The 16,475-nt window shown below is 61.8% G+C and carries 13 protein-coding genes; 6 read left to right on the forward strand and 7 right to left on the reverse strand.

From position 1 onward, the window contains the following. Positions 1-60 precede the first annotated feature (60 nt). The 4 genes from B0G83_RS19575 to B0G83_RS19590 form a co-directional block, all read right to left on the reverse strand. Positions 61-1,473 (reverse strand): DUF2252 domain-containing protein, encoded by a 1,413-nt coding sequence (locus tag B0G83_RS19575; protein WP_105509055.1) that lies wholly within the window; start codon positions 1,471-1,473, stop codon positions 61-63. A gap of 91 nt (positions 1,474-1,564) precedes the next feature. Then, positions 1,565-2,332 carry a hypothetical protein gene (locus B0G83_RS19580; protein WP_105509056.1) on the reverse strand — a complete coding sequence of 256 codons (768 nt, stop codon included), beginning with the start codon at positions 2,330-2,332 and terminating at the stop codon, positions 1,565-1,567. Between the two features lie 118 nt (positions 2,333-2,450). Next, complete coding sequence (locus tag B0G83_RS19585; protein WP_374954927.1) at positions 2,451-2,768, reverse strand: hypothetical protein; 318 nt, start codon at positions 2,766-2,768, stop codon at positions 2,451-2,453. 168 nt (positions 2,769-2,936) lie between these two features. Beyond that, complete coding sequence (locus B0G83_RS19590; protein ID WP_105509058.1) at positions 2,937-3,719, reverse strand: DUF2092 domain-containing protein; 783 nt, start codon at positions 3,717-3,719, stop codon at positions 2,937-2,939. A gap of 407 nt (positions 3,720-4,126) precedes the next feature. Here B0G83_RS19590 and B0G83_RS19595 point away from each other — a divergent pair, with 407 nt between their 5' ends. The 6 genes from B0G83_RS19595 to B0G83_RS19620 all read left to right on the forward strand — a co-directional run bounded on the left by B0G83_RS19595 (position 4,127) and on the right by B0G83_RS19620 (position 13,478). Next, on the forward strand, positions 4,127-6,046 hold the full coding sequence (locus B0G83_RS19595; protein ID WP_258167984.1) for an SPFH domain-containing protein: 1,920 nt from the start codon (positions 4,127-4,129) through the stop codon (positions 6,044-6,046). A 56-nt stretch (positions 6,047-6,102) separates the two neighbouring features. After that, positions 6,103-7,161, forward strand: a complete 1,059-nt coding sequence (gene hflC, locus B0G83_RS19600; protein ID WP_258167985.1) for a protease modulator HflC — start codon at positions 6,103-6,105, stop codon at positions 7,159-7,161. Beyond that, the gene (locus B0G83_RS19605) at positions 7,158-8,294 is read left to right on the forward strand and encodes an SPFH domain-containing protein (RefSeq protein WP_105509244.1); all 1,137 of its coding nucleotides are present in this window, start codon (positions 7,158-7,160) and stop codon (positions 8,292-8,294) included. Before hflC ends, B0G83_RS19605 begins: the two co-directional genes overlap by 4 nt. After that, on the forward strand, positions 8,291-10,351 hold the full coding sequence (locus tag B0G83_RS19610; RefSeq protein ID WP_258167986.1) for a cation-translocating P-type ATPase: 2,061 nt from the start codon (positions 8,291-8,293) through the stop codon (positions 10,349-10,351). Before B0G83_RS19605 ends, B0G83_RS19610 begins: the two co-directional genes overlap by 4 nt. Before the next feature lie 66 nt (positions 10,352-10,417). Then, positions 10,418-12,385, forward strand: a complete 1,968-nt coding sequence (locus tag B0G83_RS19615; protein ID WP_219849032.1) for an alkyl/aryl-sulfatase — start codon at positions 10,418-10,420, stop codon at positions 12,383-12,385. A gap of 355 nt (positions 12,386-12,740) precedes the next feature. Then, positions 12,741-13,478 (forward strand): hypothetical protein, encoded by a 738-nt coding sequence (locus B0G83_RS19620; RefSeq protein WP_258167987.1) that lies wholly within the window; start codon positions 12,741-12,743, stop codon positions 13,476-13,478. An 8-nt stretch (positions 13,479-13,486) separates the two neighbouring features. Here the strand turns inward: B0G83_RS19620 and B0G83_RS19625 are convergent, their stop codons facing one another. From B0G83_RS19625 to B0G83_RS19635, 3 genes are all read right to left on the reverse strand, one after another. Then, positions 13,487-13,885 (reverse strand): YidH family protein, encoded by a 399-nt coding sequence (locus B0G83_RS19625; RefSeq protein ID WP_105509060.1) that lies wholly within the window; start codon positions 13,883-13,885, stop codon positions 13,487-13,489. A gap of 73 nt (positions 13,886-13,958) precedes the next feature. Further along, positions 13,959-14,822, reverse strand: a complete 864-nt coding sequence (locus B0G83_RS19630) for a bile acid:sodium symporter family protein (protein ID WP_105509061.1) — start codon at positions 14,820-14,822, stop codon at positions 13,959-13,961. A 93-nt stretch (positions 14,823-14,915) separates the two neighbouring features. Further along, the gene (locus B0G83_RS19635) at positions 14,916-16,427 is read right to left on the reverse strand and encodes an arylsulfatase (RefSeq protein WP_105509062.1); all 1,512 of its coding nucleotides are present in this window, start codon (positions 16,425-16,427) and stop codon (positions 14,916-14,918) included. Positions 16,428-16,475 lie beyond the last annotated feature (48 nt).

Consider the following 16,475-nt stretch of genomic DNA (forward strand, 5'->3'; position numbering starts at 1 on the left):
GACGGGCCGCACCGACCTCGCGCGGATAACGGATCGAAATGGTGTGCGTCGTTCACCCCTTCACACGCGAAAATCCGCCGCCATGTCTTCGTCACTGCGCGCTTCCAGTTTGCCCGCTCGGCACGCGCGCATGAAGGTGTCGTAGTCCTTCTGGTTCTGCGCGGCGTACGCGAACGCGTACTTCGCGAGCGCTTCTGCAAAGCGGCCACCGTTGCCCAGATAGGCCGCGATTTCGATCGCCTTTCCGGCTGCCTTGGCATGGGCTCGCGCAAGCGCCCAACCGCAGATGCGCGCGTAACCCTCGAGAATCGTGCTGTTCATCCTCTCGACTTCCGCCGCTATCTTCATGTCGCGCAATTGGCGAAAATAGAAGTAGCGGCCGGCTGGTCCCGTGGTCCAGCCAAGAAAGGAGTCACTCGCGGCTTGCAGCAGGCGCTGACCGTTGACCACGCGTTCGCCCTCGTGAGCCGGATTGTCGGCGTCGAAATAGCGCGCGATGACCGACTGGCGCGCCTCCTTGACCTGCAGGAAGAGCGGCTTGCCGTGGCTGTCGATAAACAGCATCACCAGACAGAACGTACCGACACTGCCCACGCCGACAACCTTGAAGGCGATATCCTGAAGCTCGAACTGCGCGATGAGTTGCCGGCGCTCCGGTGCAATAGTCATCAGATAGCTGTCGAATGCGGCAGCGAGCTTGCCTTTCCATTCGTCGGTATCCGACCATTTTTGCTCATCGCCAAGCAACGAGTTGGGGCCACCTGGATGAAACAGAGCGGGTGGCGCGTCCTGAATCGTCCAGCGGCCATTGTTCTCGGTGGCCATTTTCCCCAGCATGCTTTCATGCGTGCGACCCGCCGCTTTCTCCATGGCCCGACGGACCAGTTGCCGCCCTTCGCTGGTGGCGGCGGCGTCGATCATCCGCTCGAACGTGACGATCTCATGCCAGAGTTCAAGCGCGCTGCATTCGGCGTAGTTATGCATCCGGTCACGGTATTCCTGCATGGCGGTCGTGACGATATCGTCGATGCTTCCCCGGTCTATACCCATGTGTTCGCCGGCAACCGCGAAACTCGCGGCGAGCCGCTTGACATCCCATTCCCATGGGCCAACCGCGACTTCGTCGAAATCGTTGAGATCGAAGATCAACTGTCGCTCGGGTGTCGCGAAGCCGCCAAAATTCATCAGATGGGCATCGCCACAAATGGGAAACCTGATCCCCGAACAGGCCGTTCCCGAAAGATCGTGAGCCTGGAGAATCGCGCTGCCGCGATAGAACGTAAAGGGCGACACGGACATCCGTCCGTAGCGCAACGGGACAAGCGCGTCAACGCGACCCGCGCTGTTTTCCCTTAACAACTGGACGGGGTCCCGATCGACGTTTCCGATCATGGCATTCTGTGAGCGCGGCGAACGTTCCCGTGCGAGTTTTCCGGCTTCCTGCCGCTCACTGATGGTCTGGACTGTGGCCATGTTGCGCTCCTCTTCGGGTTCGGATAATGCCGTGCGTGCCGCCTTTCGATGCTATTGGGGTTTTGGGGCAACGTGATTGTGCTTCGCGAAGTCAAGGTTTAGGCAGCGACTGCGCGGTGCTGATCAGGTTTTGTGGTATGACCCGTATGATCCCGTTGCGCGGGCTGTCTATGTCCGCGATCAACATGAACGAGAGAGAGATGGTGACAGGCATGATCAGCAGAAGGCGGCCTTTTCCTTGCGAATTTTCCGCGCCATAACCGACCAGCATATTGGCCAGCGTGCCGATTAAGATCAGCAATACCCATGCTGCCAGGGGCACCCGGTTCCACCATGCAGCTTGGGTGTAGCCCTGCGTGTTGAGCACGTCGTTCATGCCCGCCACGGCGAGAGCCGTGACAGGATTCGGCTGCGTCTGCGCGGCGCTTCCCGCCATGCGCCATAACCTGTTCTGCAAATTTGCCGTAGCCACGTTAATCTGCTTGATGCCTTGTTCGTCGCGTGTCTGATAAAACGCAATGCGGAGGTCCAGATAGCGCGCGAGGTCGGCACGAATCTGAGTTCCTGCACCGGCCGGAAGCAGATCGGCCCGAACGAATTCCGTGCCGATCGCATTGGCTTCTTCCTCTTCATAATTTTTTCGCTGATCGTAGCGGTTCACCGCCATCGACAGGCTGAACCCGATCACCAGCGCGAGTAGTGTCAACGTAGCGGACTGAACGAGTTTGAAATCGTCTTTTGACTCGTCGTTGATCGGGAAGCGCGGTCGGAGTATCGCAGCGCCGATCCAGCCTGCCAGTGACATCAGCACGAACGCCACGAAGAACAGAATGATTGGATGTCTGAAGAGTTGTTCCATGCATCCCTCGAATGTCAAACCTTTCGCTGGCGGACTCCGCGTCGTGTGCAGCTAGCGCAGTGGCGACTTCCAACGTTTTTTTCAGTCACGCCGTTCGATACGTCGGCTGCACAATGCGTCAATACGGAGCATTGACGACGATATATTGCGAGCCCTGCGGCTGGTACCAGCTACTACCGCAGTGCTGGTAGATCATGCCTCCGTAGTTGACCGGCGCGCAATTCGGCGGCACCGAGCGCACGATCGACCCGACTACCGCTGACGTAACGGCGACTGTCGCCGTAACGGCAGCCGCGGTAGCCACCGGATGATAGTCGTCGTCCCAGCCACCGCGATGGTCGTTCACGTTGACATTGACGTCGCGATTGACGTTGACGTTGTTCACGCTGGTGTTGCGGACGTTGCGGGTGCGGGCGTCCGCGTGCGTACTGTTCAATTGCGCACCACCGGCTCGAGGGCCGCCGCCACCGCCGCCCCGCGCACCTCGCTCGACATGGCCGGCTCCGCGCCCAGCCGCTTCGGCTTGAGGGAGCAGGGCCGGGCTGGCACTTGTGCCGGCAAGGAGCAGCAAAGCCAGGCAATGAACAAATGGAGGCCTCATGATCTACTCCTTCTTGCCGGCAACCGGAACGAGTTCGATCTTCTTCGCGCCTTTCGGTGACTGGAACGTGAACACGGAATCCTTGAATGCCGGTGAAGTCGTCCACTCCACGATAGAGATCGACTGCGGTCGCGCTTCGTCATCCCGCCGCGTGATCACGAGTTTGCGCGGCAAAGGCTTTTCGCCTGTGGTAATCCAGATTTGCCAGTCGACGCCTTTTTGCCGGAATGCGTAGTGATCGCATATGTCCCGCCCGACGAAGTCCTGGCCAGCGAACATCGCGGACTCAAACTGGTCGGTCGGCGCATCGGCTGTACCCCAGATGAACAGATCTGCAAGGGGAAACTCCACGGCGTAGCGCACACGCAACTGTTCGATCAGGGCGGACAGGTTGCCGTCGAAGGCAACACTTGAATAGAACTTTTGTTGAGGCGAATAAAGGACCGCGGTTTTGCCGTTATAAATAATTTCGCGCTCGCTTCGAGAACTCACCATCAGCGCACGAATCCGATCGGGTCGTTCGACGAAAAGCGTTGCCATCGCCGTATGCTGAAGTTTTTCGCCGTCGTCAAGAACGCGTTCGCCTGTCAGGTCGATGGATACGCTAAAGCGCTTGAGTGACTGTAGATACGAGCCCATTTTCTGAAGCGCCTGGACAGCGGCTGGATCGACGTTGGTCGCGGCGCTATTCGCCTCGCTGGCCGGGGCGGCCTGAGCCCAGACGCCGGGTGTGACTGCGAAGAGCGTTCCGGCCACGGCGACAACGGCGAAAACGTTTCTTGTCATCGTGCTCTCCCGAGTGTGAGGGACGTGCGCTCGCATCTAAACGGGTAGTGGCGGCAACGCTGCCGTGCGGCGCCGCGCGATACCTGCGAACTTAATGTAGCCACCATTTTGGCCAAAATAAAGGACTCAATTCGATGTTGCCCCTCGGGGCAACCAGATTGCCCGAAGTACCTATGGATAGCCGCGATTGCATGATCAACAATCCGATAAGCAGTGATTCTTTGCCCCAGTACGCCGTTTGTCCGCCTGCCGATATTCAGAAGCTGACCCGCGAGGCACGCGGTGCTTGCGGCAAACGCGGCCGACAGTCATTGGTCTCGTTCCGGGACGATGCGTCGACCGGCATGAAGTGACTGAACTCGGACGAGAAACGAAAACGCAAAGGTTTTCTCCATAGCGGCAACCTGTTGGAGGCGGTCTTCATGCTCCGTGGGAACACTAAAGTTACAGCGCCCATTGCCCGCTCAAAGCTGCTAACGCTGGGAAGCGCAGGCTTTGCGCTCGCCCTGATCCTGTCGGTTTTTATTTTTGCACGTGCGACGTACGGGGAATTCCGCTGGATCGCGCCTATTGCCGCAGCAGCAGTGAATCTTTGCATTGTCGCGATGGGTGCGTGGCTCACGGGCGCTCCCGCCAAGCAGACCGATCGCGTCGTCCAAGAACCCGGTACCGGCACGCGCAATGTCACGCGCCTTGTATTCTGGCGCCGGCAAGTTTCCCGTGCCTGCATGTGGCTGCGTGCCGTGTGCTGGTGGCCGTGGCTCGTTGTTCTGAGTGCCTCAGGTGCGCTGCTCCTATGCGCCGCTACCGGATTCATATTCGACCGACGACCTCTCGCTCAAAGCCCAAACGCGCGCACGGTCATGACCGTAGGTTGTTGCATGGCACTCGCGCTTGCGCTCGCCACGCTTATCGTCGAGCGTGCGTTTGCGGCTCAGGTAACGCGTAACCGCGCGAACCTATTGATCGCTGGAATGCTGCGGGCCCTGCTAATCGTCACACTCGTGGGCGCCGCATGCGCGGCGCTCGACGCATGGCAGGGTGTCGACGCGCGCTGGCTGGCAATTGTGGGCGCGTCGCTACCTGCTGCAATCGCATGCGAATTCTTGTTGCGGGTCGTGGCAAACTGGTTCACGCCGCCGGAAGTGGGCGCGGCGCCGCTCACCCCGGTCAGTAGCGCGATCGCTCGCTGGTTGACACGACCCCACGCAACGCCGGCCGAGCTGGGTGAGGCGCTGCATCGTCGCTATGGCATCGACCTGCGGCAAAACTGGGTCATTAGCAGCACCGTGCGTCTGTTGCCCGGTGCGTGCGTTGCATTCGTGGCGGCCGCCTGGTTGTTGAGCGGCGTCAGCGTGTTGCAATCCGACCAACGCGCCGTCTACGAGCGCTTCGGCGCGGCCGTTTCCGTCTGGCAACCGGGCCTGCATGTGGGATTTCCGTGGCCGTTCGGCCATACGCGGTTGCTTGAAAACGGTGCGGTCCATCAAATTGTTATCTCCAACATCGGTGGGGATGCGGGTGACGCACGCGCCGCAGCGCCGCTCGTGGCAGCAGACGCTCGCACACCAGAACAGCTGGACCGCATGTGGGACGTCGCGCATCCCTGGGAGACAACACAGGTGATCGCGGGTGGAAAGGGGCATCAGCAGAACTTTGAAGTGGTGAACGCGGACGTGCGTATCGACTACCGGATTGGCCAGACCGACGCGGCGGCTCGAGCATCGCAATATCGCTTCAACGACGCGCCTTCGCTGATCCGCTCGATAGGCAGTCGCGAAGTGCTTCGCTATCTCGCCTCGCATACGCTCGACGTGCTCGTCGAAACACGGCAGACCGTTATTGCCGACGCTATCCGTCAAGCGGTGGCGCAGCAACTCGATGCGCTCGGCAGCGGCATTGAAGTCCTGGCGGTGGTGCTCGAAAGCGTCCATCCGCCCGCGGGCGCCTCTGCCGCATGGCATAACGTGCAGGCCTCGCAGATTCGCGCCGTGGCGAGCGTCGCACAGGCGCGTGGGCTGGCGGCCACGGTTGTCGGCAGCGCACGCGAATCGGCTACCTCGGGCATCGATGCCGCCAGCGCCAGCGCGGCCGAAACGCTTTCGGCCGCGCGTGCCAGGCAAATCTCTTTCACCGCCGACATAGCCGCGCAAAGCGCCGGCGGCCAGGCTTTTCCGTTCGAGTACTACCTGCACGCCTTGCAGAAGGGTTTGCAGAGCGCGAACCTCACTGTCATCGACGACGGCCTCGTCGGTGGCCACCGCGCGACGATCGATCTGCGCGCTTACAACGCAGGCGACGCGGCAGGTGCAAAGCGCCTCTATTGATCTCGCCGACAGCTCGTGTTTGCACGGCATCGTTTCATCAAAAAGCGGAGCAGATCTTGAGCGATTCACATCTTCATCTGCATGGAAGCCATGCGCGCCACGGCCACCACCATCATGGTCACGGGCACGGCGCGCAAGTTGGCGGGAGCAAACCGGGCGTGGTCTGGCGCGCCGGTCTCGCTTTGTTATGCGTGGTGATCGCGGCACTGGTAGCCAGCGCGGTACAGGTTCACGAGGGTGAGGCCGCGGTGATCACGCGCTTTGGCGATCCGGTGCGCGTGGTGCTCGATCCAGGCCTCGCGTGGCGCTTACCTGCGCCGATCGAAACGGCGGTGCCCGTTGATTTGCGGTTGCACACGACATCGAGTGGGCTGCAGGATGTCGGCACGCGAGACGGGCTGCGCATTCTCGTTCAGGCCTACGTCGCCTGGCGCGTGCCGGGTGAAACGTCCGACGTGCGCCGCTTCGTGCGTGCGGTGCGCAACGAGCCCGACGAGGCAGCGCGGCAAATCCGTTCGTTGGTCGGCTCGGCACTGCAAACCATCACATCGGGTTTCGATCTCGCTGAACTGGTCAACACCGACTCATCACAAATCAAATTGTGGGCGTTCGAGGATGAACTGCGCCGGCAAGTTGACGCGCAACTCTATGCTACCTACGGCGTACATGCCGTGCAGGTCGGCATTGAGCGGCTTACTCTGCCGGCGTCCACTCTTGCTGCTACCGTGGAACGGATGCGCGCCGAACGCGAAACGGTCGCCGCGCAACGCACCGCCGAGGGCAAACGTGAGGCCGCGCAAATCCGCTCCGACGCCGACCGGGATGCGCGCATCGTCATCGCCGACGCGGGCGCGAAGGCGGCGGAGATCGAGGCGCAATCGCGCCGCGATGCCGCTGCGATCTACGGCAAGAGCTACGCGGACAATCCACCGCTTTACACGATGCTCCGTTCACTCGACACACTGGCGGGTGTGGTCAACGGCAATACAAGCCTGATACTGCGCACGGATGCCGCACCGTTCCGTGCGCTCGTGCAGGGACCAGCGGGGCTCAACGCGACGAATGCCGTGGCGCGCGAAAGCCTGCCTTGCGCGCGGACGCGTTGTACACCATGAGCAGCGTTCCGTTAGCCTCACGCGACCCGGCGATCGTGCAATCCGTGCGTGCGGTCTGGTGGTTTATCGTCGCTCTTGCCGCAGTCGCCGCGATCGTCTGGAGTTTTTCCAATGTTCAGCGCGTGCCGCCGGAAAGCCAGGCGGCAGTGATGCGTTTTGGCAGGGTCGTACGGATTCAGCGCGCGGGGCTGCTGCTGGCGTGGCCACGGCCGTTCGAATCTGTCGCGTTGTTGCCGGGTCCGGCGCGCGTGCTCGAACAACCCATCGCGACCCTGATGCGCGATCCGCGTGCGCGAGCGCTCGATCCATCGCCGTCGACATCGGCATCGTCCGGCGACACAACGCTGCCGTTCAACGATATGTCGTCGTGGGGCTTTCATGCGGACGCTGCCACGGGCACTAACGGCACGCCGCTTCCCGACGCGTTGGCTGGCTCCGGGTATGTGCTCACCGGTAACGTTGCCGTCGTACAGCTCGGCGCTACGCTTTTTTACCGGGTGAGTTCACCGGTCAACTACGTATTGCAACGAGGGCTGCTCGCGCCGGCGCTGGAGCGCATCTCGGCGGCGGCGGTAGCAGAGGCGGCCGCTGCGCGCGATCTCGATGCGATCCTCGTCGGCCGCCCCGAACTGCTGGCCGGCGATGCGCAGATGGCCGCTCAGCGAGAACGGTTGCGCGACAATGTCGCGCGCGGAGTCGAACGACGCTTGCGCGTCCTGGAAGCGATGCGCGCAGGCCTCGGCATAGAGGTCGTGCGGGTCGACCTGACAGCGAACGTGCCCGGCGCAGCCGTCGACGCATTCAACTCGGTGCTGAGTTCGTTGCAAACGGCCGAGCGTAATACGGCCGACGCACGTACCGCGGCGGAGACGACACGTCAGACGGCCCAACAGCGCGCCGACGAAATCATTCAGCAAGCCACTGCGAGCGCGACGGAGCGAACCTCTACGGCGCAGTCTGAAACGCAGACGATCCAGCAACTTGAAGCGGCCCTGCATGCGGGCAGTGACGGCGGATTGCTGGCCCGCACCTATCGGGAGCGCATCGCGCAGATTCTCTCGAAGGCGGGCCACGTCACCACGATCGACCCTTATGACACATCGAGTCTTGTTCTTCCGGGGAAGGCACCGTGAGCACCCACGCAGAGTCCATCGGTCGTGCAGGTCTTGGACAAGCCGAGCGCGCAGCCCCAGCGGCCGCGCCGATCGTCCCGGAGAACCTGCCTGGCATCGCGCTCGCGCCGGCGGAGCGCCGCGCGATCACATGCCGCATTGCGCTGGCGCTCGGCGCGGGCGGTTTGCTGTTGTTGTCTTTTGGCTGGCGGGCCGTGCCGGCGCAGGGCACGGTACTGCCAGACGTGCTCGCCGGCCTCGCGTCGCTGATCGTCGCCGGGCCGGTGTTTTCGAGCGCGTGGTGCAGCCTGCGCGCGCCGAGCCTGCACGGCGTGACCGATCGTCTGATCGCGCTCGCGATGCTCGCGGCGTGGGCCACGGGCGACATGACGACCGCCGCGCTCCTGCCTATCGTCATGACCTTCGGCCACGCGCTCGAGGAACGGAGCGTGCTCGGTTCACAGGAAGCGATCCAGGCGCTCGCCAGGCTGGCGGCTACCACGGCGCGCCGGCTCCGGGCTGACGGGTCCATCGATGCGGTAGCTGCCGAGGCGCTCGCGCGCGGCGATCTGCTCGAAGTCCCGGCGGGCGCGCGCATTCCCGCCGACGGCGTGGTGAAGACCGGGCGCTCCGCCGTGGACAACAGCCCGATTACGGGCGAATCGCTGCCACATGAAGTCGGTGCAGGCGCAATCGTCTATGGCGGTGCGATGAATCTCGATGGCGTGCTACGCATCGAGGTGACGCAGGTGGGCGAACAGTCGACGCTCGGGCGAATCGTCGAGTTGCTCGAACACGCGGAGCGCGTGAAACCGCCCGTCACCGAAGCGCTGGAACGCTACATGGGCGGCTACCTCGCGCTCGTGCTCGTGGTTGCCGCGCTCGTCTGGTTCGTTAGCTCCAACGCGTCGACGATGCTGGCGGTGATCGTGGCGGCCTGTCCCTGCGCGCTCGTGCTGGCCGCACCGGCAACCGCCATTGCGGGCATTGCGCTTGGCGCGCGCCACGGCCTGCTACTGCGCAACGCGGCCTTTCTCGACCGTGTCGCGGATCTCGATTCCCTCGTGATCGACAAGACCGGCACGCTCACGCACGGCGTTCTCCGTGTCGTGCACTTGACCCTGGAACCGGATGCGAATGAAGCGCGTGTGCTCGCGCTGGCCGCGACGCTCTGCGCGGGCAGTACGCATCCGGTCAGTCGTGCCGTACGGCGCTACGCGGCAGAACGCGGCCATCGCGCCAACGGCGAGGACGCGGTGCGCGAGTTGCCCGGGCGCGGCGTGGTTGCAGACGTACCGGACGGCTGCGCTGTACTCGGTAACCCGACGCTGCTGGCCGAACACGCACCGGGCATCACCGTGCCGCCCGCGCAACACGACGGGCCTCTCGCTGGGCTCATGCTCGCGGGTCGGCCGCTAGCGTGGTTCGCCTTTGCCGACACGCTGCGCCCAGACGCAGCGGAGGCGCTCGCCGAAATGCGTGCGCTTGGCTTCGCGCAACAGACGCTGCTCACCGGCGACCGGGAAGGCGTGGCGCAAAAAGTTGCGGCACAACTCGGTATCGATCGCGTAATCGCCGACGCTCTGCCGCAGGACAAGCTCGCCTTCGTCGAACAGGAACTGGCCGACGGTCGCCACCCGCTGGTCGTGGGCGATGGCGTGAACGATGTGCTCGCCATCAAGGCGGGCGCCACCAGCATTGCGATCGGCGGCCGCGGCGTGGATATCGCCGTCGCTTCCGCGGACGTGGTGCTGCTTGGCGACGATCTGCGCCGCTTGCCGGCCTGCGTGAAGCTCGGCCGTCGCTGCCGCCGTACAGCGGCGATCAATGCAGGAATTGGCGTGGCGTGGACCGGAGCGGTGATAGCCGTCGCGGCGCTGGGCGTGCTGGACGCGGTGTGGGTCGCCGTGTTGCACAACATCGGCACGCTCGTCGTGCTCGCCAACGCCGGACGTCTATTGCGCGTTGCCGAGCCGGGTTTTGGGCACGCGCCTTTGTCGGCAGAGCGCAACGATAGCGGCGACACGCAGCCGACGCGAGTTGCGCAGGAGGGCCATTCGCCACAGACATCCGTTTGAGATTCGTTGTTGGAATGACGCGAAAAAACGCCGTTGAGCACCAGCCATCACCACGTGAGGATGTCCATGAAAATCCGCTTTCTTTTGCCCCTTGTCGCAGTCCCGCTGTGCTTCGGCGCGACGCTGGCGGCTGAATCCACCAAAGACGCAACGCCTGCCACGCAACAGGCCAACGCAGACCTGCTCAAGACGCTGCCAATGAGCGACCGCCAGGACTATGCGGATGCGCAGCGCGGCTTTATCGCGACGTTGCCCGATATCAACGTCAGGACACCCGATGGCAAGACCGTCTGGACCCTGAACGGCTACCAGTTCCTGCAAGGTCAGGACGCACCGGCGAGCATCAATCCGAGTTTGTATCGCAACTCGCAGTTGAACATGAACAATGGCCTGTTCAAGGTCACCGACGGGATTTACCAGATCCGCGGTTTCGATCTGTCCGACATGACGATTGTTGAAAGCAACAACGGCATCATCGTGATCGATCCGCTGATTTCGACTGAAGTGGCGAAGGCGGGTCTCGACCTGTATTACCAGCATCGGCCCAAAAAGCCCGTGGTGGCCGTGATCTACACGCACAGTCACATCGATCACTACGGCGGGGTGAAGGGCGTGGTGAGCGAAGCCGACGTGAAGGCGGGCAAAGTAAAAATCTTCGCCCCGGATGGTTTTCTCGAAGAAGCCGTGAGCGAGAACGTCTTCGCGGGCAACGCCATGAGCCGCCGTGCGATCTACATGTATGGCTCGCTGCTGCCTCGCGGTCCTCAGGGGCAGGTGGACGGCGGCCTTGGCAAGACGACTTCGAACGGAACGGTGACGCTCATTCCGCCAACGGACATCATCAGGAAGACCGGTGAAAAACGCACCATCGACGGTATCGACGTTGTGTTCCAGATGGCACCCGGCACCGAAGCGCCTGCGGAAATGCTGTTCTATTTCCCCAGGTACCACGCGCTGTGCGCGGCCGAAGACGCCACGCATACGCTGCATAACCTCTATACGCTACGTGGTGCGCAGGTCCGCGATGCCAACAAATGGTGGCAGGCGCTCAACACCACGATCGACATGTTTGGCGCCGACATCCAGGTCGTTTTCGCATCGCACCACTGGCCGACGTGGGACAACGCGCATGTCAACGACTATCTGGCGAAGCAGCGCGATACCTACAAATTCATCCACGACCAGTCGCTGCGGCTTCTCAACATGGGCTATACGATGGACGAGATCGGCGACATGGTGAAACTGCCACCGAGCCTCGACAAGGAATGGTACAACCACGGCTATTACGGTACGGTCGTACACGATGCGAAGGCGGTCTACCAGCGGTATATGGGCTGGTATAGCGGCAATCCCGCGGACCTGCACCCGCTGCCTCCGGTGGATAGCGCGAAGCGTACGATGGATTTCATGGGCGGCGTCCCCGCCGTCACCAGGAAAGCGCGCGACGCATACGCCAAGGGCGATTACCGTTGGGTGGCGCAAGTCATGAACATGGCCGTGTACGCCGAGCCGAACAACCAGGAAGCGAAAAACCTGGAGGCGGATGCGCTCGAGCAGTTGGGGTATCAATCCGAATCGGGTCCGTGGCGCGATGTCTATCTGATGGGCGCATACGAGTTGCGCAATGGCATTCCAAAGGTGCCTGCCGTGCAGACCGCGAGCCCGGACACGATCCGCGCGATGACGCCTGAAATGGCTCTGGAATTCCTCTCGATGCATATCGACGGCGACAAGGCCGACGGCAAGGCCATTTCCGTCAATTGGATTTTCCCGGACATCAATAAGCAATACGCGGTGCGACTGGAGAATTCGGTGCTCGTTTATAACGAAGGCAAACCGATCCAGAACGCCGACGTGACGCTGACCCTGCCAAAATCGAGTCTGGACAACATCATGCTGCACACGACGAATCTGGATAAGGAAGTGGAGGCGGGGCGCGCAAAAGTGGAGGGCGATCGCGGCAAGATAACGGAACTGCTTTCGCTGACCGACAGCTTCAATCCGCTGTTCCCGATTGTGACGCCACGACCTTAGGCCTGATGTCCTGAGTGCGGCTGGTGCGGCGACCTGCGATTTCACGCGCCGTCCAGCCGGTCCTCTGGTTTAGGGAAAGCGCATGTTGAAGAGATCAAACGGTGTCTGTCGATACGGCCTTGGCCTAAGCACTTCAAAGCTCAAGCGCGCAGTGGCGTTCGCATTGTTGTTCGCTGCGAGTCAGTGTCTCATGCCGGGCAATACCCTCGCGCAAAGCGCCTCCACTTTCACTGGTCCGGATGTGCAGCGTCGCGCGAATCAGGTGTTGGCGCTGTTGTCGTTTACTGTCACGCCCGATCTTTCGGCGAGTACGCTTGGGATCCGTAACGGCGCAACCGGCAATCCGTCGCTGAATATGACCCAGTTCGGCGGCGGCTTTACGTTAAGCCCGAATTTCCCGCTTTATCTCGAGGGCGCGCTGGGCGGCTCGTGCTACGATCCCACGTTTCTCGTTTCGGACGGGCAGACACAGCGGGCGCTGCCTACGCGATGGACCAACGTGGCCGCGACGGGCGGAATCGGTTGGGACTTTCCTCTGAACGAGAAGAAAGATCTGATCATCCGCCCGATCTTCAATTTCTCTCTGGGTGAAGTGCTGAGCGATGCAAGCGCCGCGCAGTTTCTCGTCAATCACAAGACCGACCGCAACATAGATTTTATCCGCGACGGTTCGCTCAGCGCCTATGGTCTGGGCGGATCACTGATGGTCGGCTGGTATCCGCGTCAGGAGCCGTATGAATTCGATCTGGAGCTGCGCTATACGGATATTTATCTGCAGAGCTTCGGTTCTTCCAGCGCGGTGCGAGGTTCGGCCAATGCGGAGTCAACCAACCTCTATGCGCGCTGGCGCGCACCGACAGGATTGCTGGTATTGCATCGTCCTCTGCGGTACGTGCTGGAACTGTCGCATTCCACCTATCTGGGCAGCCAGGCAAACATTCTCGGTTTCAATCAGCTGACTTCGCTGGGGGCCGGCATCGAAATCGATACCGGCGCCGTGACGAAACTCTTTTCACGCCTGCGGTTCGTAGCCCGCTATGCGTTCGGTAAGGACATTACGGGTGCGTCGCTCGGGATCGCACTGAGCTTTTGAAACGGCATTCAATCGAGCACGATGGAGACCAGCGCGAACGCGCCGAGCGCTGCCACGGCGATGGCAACCCAGAAGGCGAGATTCCATTGCGGGAGTAGACCCTCGCGACGCAATGCGCCGACGCGTCGCGCGTGCTGAATCACTGCGGCGAGCAGGGCCAGGGTGCCGATCACGACCATCGCGGTTCCAACCTCGCGCGGTGACCAGGTTCCACCGAATCGACCCACGATCGGCGCACCGTTCTGGTTCGCCACGTATTCGAAAAATTTCGCTAGCGTGAAGCCGAAGCTGATCATCGACAGGGACGTGCGCAGCCATGCCATCAGCGTGCGTTCGGCAGCGAGAAAGGTGCGCTCGACCGCCAGCGCGGTTCGCGCTCGCGTTTGCAGCGTGCCCTCGTCGGGCATCAGTGGCGCGGAGGGGTCTGTGCTGGGGATTACCGCATGTTCGCGGTCAGAAGGCGAAGTCACGACATGACCTTCATAGCACGTTGGAGCAGCGCTTCGAGCGGCCACGCTGCCATTTCACGTAAGGAATGACCAGTACCGTACACAGGATCAGATACAGTGCGAGCGTGGGCGCGAACTGCTCACCGGGATAGTTCGCGGCAGAAATAGCCAGCGCAATGGCGGGATGCCGCGAGGCGGTCGACAGCGCCAGCACCGAAGCATGTTCGTGTGCCGGCCCACCGAGCCAATGGCCGATCAGCAGGCCGGCGACGATAAACGCCACGATCGCCGCTACGGTTGCCACGCTGCTGGTCGACCAGATTGCGTGCCACGTGCCGAGAAGCAGCACGAGACCGCCAGCAATCAGCAGCAGGGTGGCGATGCGGCGAACGGGCATGCCCAGGCGTGATGCGACCACGGGCATCAACCTGGCGACGACGAGCCCGGCTATGAACGGCGCGACGATCATCGACATTACGATCTTCACGATCGTGGCGGGGCCCAGGCCTCGCGGAATCGCGAAGAGCCAATCGAAAAACGCGACCGAAACCGGGACCGTGATTATCGACACCAGCGCGAGCACCACGAGCAGACCGAGGCCATAGGGCGCGATCCCGCCTGCTTTCTTGTGCTTTTTCGGCAGCAGTGGCGGAATGGGCGAGATGGCTAGCGCGGTGAGCACGACTGCAGTGGCCTGTGGCAGACTCAGAAAATAGACGCAAGCCACCACGAGCAAGGGCATCGCCACCAGCATCCCAACGAGTGAGCGCAACAGAAGGCCTGGTCGATGGACGATATAAAACAGATCGTCCCGGTTCGCCTGCAGGCCGTAGGTGAAGACTGTTCCTGCAATGGCCAACTTCAGCGCGAGAAGGATCAGAACCTTGGCATCCATGGCTTATCCGGGTGTCGTGGCAGCAACAGGGGCGGGCGACGTCAGTGAGAACGTCGCCCGGGTTGGCCACGCGCGAGGCGCGAGGTGGAGCGATCAGCGATGGCCGCCACCCGCCGCGTCCATCATCTTTTCGATCACCTGATCCACGCCGAAACTCGCCGCTTTTTGACGCGGCGGGTATTCCTTGAACGTCCGCAGGAATTCGGCCACGCCGGCCTGCGCGGGCACGAGAATAAAAGTGTGATCGAGCAGCCAGTCGTAATACGTGTTGGAGGTAATGTCCGCTCGCTCGTAGGGGTCCGTGCGCAAGTTGAAGATCTTCGGCACGCGCAGGGTCACGAGCGGCTCGGCCCAAATCCGCAAGGTGCCTGCGGCACGTTGTTCCATAAAGACGACTTTCCAGTTGTCGTAGCGTAGGCAGGCGAGATCGCCGTCATCGGTAAAATAGTAGAACCCCTGTCGCTCCGATTTCTTTGCCCGGCCGGTGAAGTAGGGCATCAGGCTGAAGCCGTCCAGATGCACCTTGAAGCTCTTGCCGTTGGCTTCGAAGCCCTTTTTCAGTTTTTCCTTGATGTCTGCTTCACCTGCGGCGTCGACGATGGTGGGCAGCCAGTCGAGATGGCTCACGATGTCATTGCATACCGTGCCCGGTTCGATCACGCCGGGCCAGCGCACGAGACAGGGAACGCGGTATGCACCTTCCCAGTTCGAATTCTTTTCGTTGCGAAACGGCGTCATCCCGGCATCGGGCCACGAATTCATGTGCGGACCGTTGTCGGTGCTGTACATGACCATCGTATCGTTCGCGATGCCCAGTTCGTCGAGGAGCGCGAGCATCTCGCCGATATGCCTGTCGTGCTCGACCATGCAGTCGTGGTACTCCGATTGCCAGCGTCCTGCCTGCCCGCGAATGCGGTCTTCGATATGCGTGCGAAAGTGCATATGCGAGGTGTTGAACCAGACGAAGAACGGCTTGTCTTCCTTGTGCGCCTTCTGAATAAATTCCTTGGCCGCCGCGATAAACTCGGTATCCACGGTTTTCATCCGGTCGCGCGTGAGTGGCCCCGTGTTGTCTATCTTCTGGCCGCCTTTGCCGTCCGACCAGCAATGCAGCACACCGCGCGGGCCGTATTTCTTGCGAAAATCCGGGAATTCCTTGGCATCCGGGTAGTCGGGCAATTCCGGCTCTTCTTCGGCATTCAGGTGATAGAGATTGCCAAAGAACTCATCGAAGCCGTGCATCGTCGGAAGGTGTTCATCACGATCGCCGAAGTGGTTCTTGCCAAACTGGCCGGTGCTGTAACCGAGACCCTTGAGCAACTCCGGAATATTCGGATCTTCCGCGCGCATGCCGAGCGGTGCACCGGGCAGGCCGACCTTGGTCAAACCTGTGCGCAAACCGCACTGTCCCGTGATGAACGAGGCGCGTCCCGCCGTGCAACTCTGTTCGCCGTAGTAGTCCGTGAACACCATGCCGTTTTCGCCAATGCTGTCGATGTTCGGCGTGCGATACCCCATCAGTCCTTTCGTGAAGATGCTGAGATTGGACTGGCCGATGTCGTCGCCCCACAAGATCAGAAAGTTGGGTTTCTTCTTGTCCGCCATGGAAATCTCCTATTCATGAAGCCACCGTCGCCGGCAGCGGATCTCGAC

This window comes from Paraburkholderia sp. BL21I4N1, from assembly GCF_002973525.1.
In the GTDB taxonomy this organism is placed as follows: domain Bacteria; phylum Pseudomonadota; class Gammaproteobacteria; order Burkholderiales; family Burkholderiaceae; genus Paraburkholderia.